The sequence below is a fragment of the Streptomyces brasiliensis genome, assembly GCF_014647875.1.
In the GTDB taxonomy this organism is placed as follows: Bacteria; Actinomycetota; Actinomycetes; order Streptomycetales; family Streptomycetaceae; genus Streptomyces; species Streptomyces brasiliensis.
The window spans coordinates 1-4,197 of record NZ_BMQA01000167.1 but is presented as its reverse complement, the minus strand read 5'-3'; the positions used below and the strand labels follow the sequence as shown (position 1 = coordinate 4,197).

3 protein-coding genes and 2 pseudogenes are annotated in these 4,197 nt (G+C 66.0%); 2 read left to right on the top strand and 3 right to left on the bottom strand.

The window, feature by feature from the left end; all coding sequences use genetic code 11:
- Positions 1–56: 56 nt before the first annotated feature.
- Positions 57–368, bottom strand: a pseudogene (locus tag IEZ19_RS49205) (zinc ribbon domain-containing protein); the annotation flags it as partial.
- Between the two features lie 181 nt (positions 369–549).
- Between IEZ19_RS49205 and IEZ19_RS49200 the strand changes: the two are divergent.
- Positions 550–666 (top strand): annotated as a pseudogene (locus tag IEZ19_RS49200) (pyridoxine 5'-phosphate oxidase C-terminal domain-containing protein); the annotation flags it as partial.
- A gap of 37 nt (positions 667–703) precedes the next feature.
- Here IEZ19_RS49200 and IEZ19_RS49195 read toward each other — a convergent pair.
- Positions 704–2,344: an APC family permease gene (locus IEZ19_RS49195; RefSeq protein ID WP_189317863.1), complete on the bottom strand. Its 1,641-nt coding sequence runs from the start codon at positions 2,342–2,344 to the stop codon at positions 704–706.
- Positions 2,345–2,528: 184 nt separating this feature from the next.
- On the opposite strand from IEZ19_RS49195, the gene IEZ19_RS49190 reads away from it, so the two are divergent.
- Positions 2,529–2,870, top strand: coding sequence for a sulfocyanin-like copper-binding protein (locus IEZ19_RS49190; RefSeq protein ID WP_229841725.1), 342 nt, complete (start codon positions 2,529–2,531; stop codon positions 2,868–2,870).
- A gap of 312 nt (positions 2,871–3,182) precedes the next feature.
- On the opposite strand, the gene IEZ19_RS49185 is transcribed toward IEZ19_RS49190, so the two are convergent.
- Positions 3,183–3,857, bottom strand: a complete 675-nt coding sequence (locus IEZ19_RS49185) for a hypothetical protein (protein WP_229841724.1) — start codon at positions 3,855–3,857, stop codon at positions 3,183–3,185.
- Positions 3,858–4,197: the final 340 nt, after the last annotated feature.

Here is a 4,197-nt window from a genome sequence, read left to right as displayed (position 1 = left end):
ATGCGGCCAACCCGCCCCCACACCCGAACCCCACCACAGAACCTAACAAAGCCCTACTAGAGTCCAGGGTTTCCGGCCTGGGTGGTCTGACCCTTCCGGTGGCTTCCTGCTTCACCGCGCTGTGCGGGCAGGTGTGCCCGTCTTACCGGCGCTCCACAGGCGTTTAGCGTCTGCGCCTGTCCGGCGGCGACGATACGGCGTCCTTCGAAGAGGACGTTGCGGGCTGCGTTGTGGTCGCGGTCATGCAGTGTGCCGCACTCACCGCACGCCCACTCACGGACGTGGAGAGGCTTCGGGCCGTCCCGGAATCCGCAGGCCGAGCAGACCTGAGAGGAGGGGAAGGCCCGGTCCACCTTGGCGAAGGTGCGTGTGGCCGCTATCGATGGATGCGGAGATCTCGGTCCACCAGCGGTTGACGGTGACGGCGAGCTGGTGGACTTCGGGGATATCGGCGTCCGTGCAACTCGGCGTTGTACGTGGGTTGCTTGGACCCCATGAATCCCAACTTCCCCTGCAAACAAGGACTCCACGCTACGAGGGGAGGGACAGTACCGACTGTGTCCCGAGACGGTGGAGTTCTTCCAGGGTGACGCTGAGCGCCGGCACGTACGGCTGGAGTACCGGCGCACGGAGTTCGGGTGGAGCAGGGGGTTGTTGTGGCCGTAACCCGGAGGCGGGCCCGGCGGACGGCTCAGAAGACAGCTCAGAGGATGCCCTCCTCTGGGACGACGACCTTGCCGATCTGCTCCTCGATCTGCGCCGCCGGGAGCGCCACGGCGATGGCCCAGTAGTAGATGAGGACGCTGAAGACCGCGGTGATCCCGATGTCCCACCACAGGGGGATCAGGGGGTTCTTGAGCGGCCCGAAGTCGCTGAGGTAGACGATCACGCCCATGCCGATCAGGTAGACCGGCAGCCACTGGGCGGCACGCAGGTCCAGCTGCGGGGCGATGGGGTTCATCTTGAACACCCGGTTGGCGATCAGGATGACGTAGCCGATGAGGATGGCGACGCCCAGCTTCCAGTCGGTGGTCCAGCCGGACCAGAGGATCAGCAGGTTGGCGACGGCGAAGGCCAGGGGCGACATCCAGCTGCCGCCGGGCAGCCGGTAGGGCCGGTGGGCGCCGGGCAGCCGGCTGCGGAAGACGCCGAAGGACAGCGGGGCGCCCGCGTACATGAGCACGCTCGCACTGGTGATCAGTCCGACCAGGGAGCGCCAGCTCGGGAACGGCAGGAAGCAGACGCAGCCGACGACGAAGGCGGCGATGAGGCCAGCCCAGGGGATACCGCGCCTGTTGGTGCTCTCGAACACGGACGGGATGTAGCCGTTGCGGCTGAGGCCATAGGAGACCCTGGAGGAGCCGGTGATGTAGATCAGGCCCGTACCGCCGGGCGAGACCACGGCGTCGAGATACAGGACCGCGGCCAGCCAGCCCAGGCTGATCAGCGTCGCGACCTGGGCGAACGGTCCCGACAGGGTGGTGAACGCGGACGTGGCCCAGTGATTGCCGATCTGGGAGGCGGGCAGGGCCGCGAGGAAGACGACCTGGAGCAGGATGTAGATCAGGATGCCGAGGACGATCGATCCGATCACCGCCCGCGGGATGTCCCGCTTGGGGTTGGCGCTCTCGCCGGCGAGCTGGTCGGCCTGCTCGAAGCCCAGCAGCGCGAAGATGATGCCGCTGGTGGAGACCGCTGACAGGATGCCCTTGGCACCGTAGGGGCTGAAGCCGTCGGCCGCGGTGAAGTTGCTCGTGTGGAACGCGACGAGGGCGAACACGAAGATCGTCAGCAGCGGGACGCCGACCTTCCACCAGGTCGCCGCACTGTTGGTGCGGGCCAGCAGGCGGATGCTGAGGAAGTTGATGGCCGTGATGACGGCCATCAGCCCGACCGCGACGGCGATGCCGGGTGGGGTGAGGATGTGCTCGCCGCCTCTGACTTTCTCCCAGCCGCTCGCCCAGGAGTAGTGCTGAGCGTAGGTGATCATCGCGAGCACCTCGATGGGTGCCACGGTGGCCGCCTGCAGCCAGGAGAACCAGCCGAAGGACGCCCCCGCGGCCCCGCCGAAGGCGTAGTGCGGGAAGCGCGCGGTGCCGCCGGAGACCGGATACATGCCGCCGAGCTCGGCATGCACCAACGCCAGGATCAGGATCGCGACGCCGCCGATGGCCCAGGAGATGATCGCCGCGGGCCCGGCCGCCGCCAGGGCCCCCTGGGCGCCGAATAGCCACCCGGATCCGATGATCGAGCCTTCCGAGGCCCAGATGAGACCGACGAAACCGATCTCACGCTTCAGTCCCGGCTTGTGGCCAGCAGGGGTGGCCTTCTCTCCAGCGGCCATGATTCACACTCCTTCAGAAGTGTGATGTGCACGCATCACTATCGTGCCACCGCAATTCATCCAGCCGGTAGCCTGGGTCTTCAAAGTTGAGCGGTGCGGAGGTGTCTGCAGGCTCGGCGGGTGGTGACACAGCGTGTCCGTAGCCTTGGGTGCTGGCGGTACTCCCGGCGGGTACGGCATGCGCATGATGCGTCTTGTGGCCCGTCCGGCCACGGTCTCCGCCGGTGTGGTGTCGCTGTGGGTGTTGAACACCGGTGCCATGGCGCACGAGGTGGTGGTGCTCCGGCTGCCGTCGGGTCAGGGCATCGGGGAGCGCCCCATCGGTCCTGACGGGAAGGTCAACGAGGCGGGCAGCCTGGGCGAGGCGTCCCGCAGCTGCGGGACGGGCGAGGGGGACGGCATCGCCCCCGGTACGATGGCGTGGACTACGCTGACGCTGCGTCCCGGACGCTACGAGCTGGTGTGCAACCTCCCCGGCCACTACCTCGCCGGGATGTACACCGAACTCGACGTCACCGACAGGTAGCAGGCTCCGGCGGCACGGGCGGCAGTTCTCAGAAATGAGTAGTTCTGAACGACCTTTTTTCTGTCCTGCAACGTTGGTCAGCCTCACTGCCTTGAGCTGCGATGGAGCTGTCGGCGTTGGTCATTGTTGGTCACCAATGGCTTACCTCGCACGGCCCACAGACGGCCCGGCTTGCCGCCTCTCGATGCGAACTACGGGCGGAGTGGTTGCTGAGGTCTGCCAGGCAGGTCAGCCGGTTGCCTGAAGCTCGTGGCGGCCAACTGCGGTCGCGGTAGTTGCTGTACTTCCTGCTGTGCAACCCTAATTGGGCGATCACGCCCAGGGATGTTGATCGTGTCCGCAGAGAGCCTTGACGCCGGTGCGCTCGAAGTCGTAGGTGCACCGGTTGATCCGCAGGCCGTCGACGGCTCCGATCCACATGAAGTCGCGACCCTTGCTCACCCCGACGGTGTAGATGATCGGCTTCGCGCCGCCGTCGTTGAGCGCGGTCATCAACTGCTGGAAGGAGCAGTGGGAGGGTTGGCCACAGCCGGTCACGGTTCCGGCGTTGCCCGTGAGGAACCATGTGCCAGTCGTGGTCGCATCCAGGTAGGGACTCCATTGGTCCACCACTAGAGGGGAGGGCGGAACCCACACCATCGAGGCGAAGGTGGTGGTGGGGGCCGCGGTGAGGTTCGGATTGATCTCGAACCTAATGTTCGGCATGTTGGTGTTCGGGGCACCGTAGGAGACGTTCTCGCTCGTCTGGAAGACGTGGAAACCGAGCTGCTTCAGTCCCAGCACCGGGTCGCCGTAGAAGTCGACCTCGTTGCCGAAGTCGACGACCTCGCTGGGCGGGGTCAGCGAGGTGGACTTGTCCGCAACCTCAATGCCCAGGCTGCCTTGCCCGTACGGCGGCCTCGCAAAGCGGCCTTTGACGCCAAACGAGCCGTACGGACCGTCCCTGAGTTCGGCGACGGGGGAGCCGATGGTGTTTCGGGTGATCACGCCCCAGTGGTTCGGTTGGTCGTGGTTCCCGCCCCCGCCGGCCTGTGCAGACCCTGGGAGGACCGCGGCGACGATCGTGGCCAGTGCTGTGACCAGGAGAGCCTTTTTCCGGCTCATGCTGAAGCGAGCGTTCACACTTACTCCCTCTGGATGGTTGAAGTGCCAGACCTGAGCTGGTGTCCGGCCCTCACAGTGCGTGTCACCATATGACCTTCATTAGTTAAAATGATCACGGCCTCGCCTACTAATAGAGATATTTCACCCGGCTAGCGCGACGGTTTGCCGCTGCCGCTGCCGCTGCCGCTGCCGCTGCCGCTGCCGCTGCCGCTGCCGCTGCCGC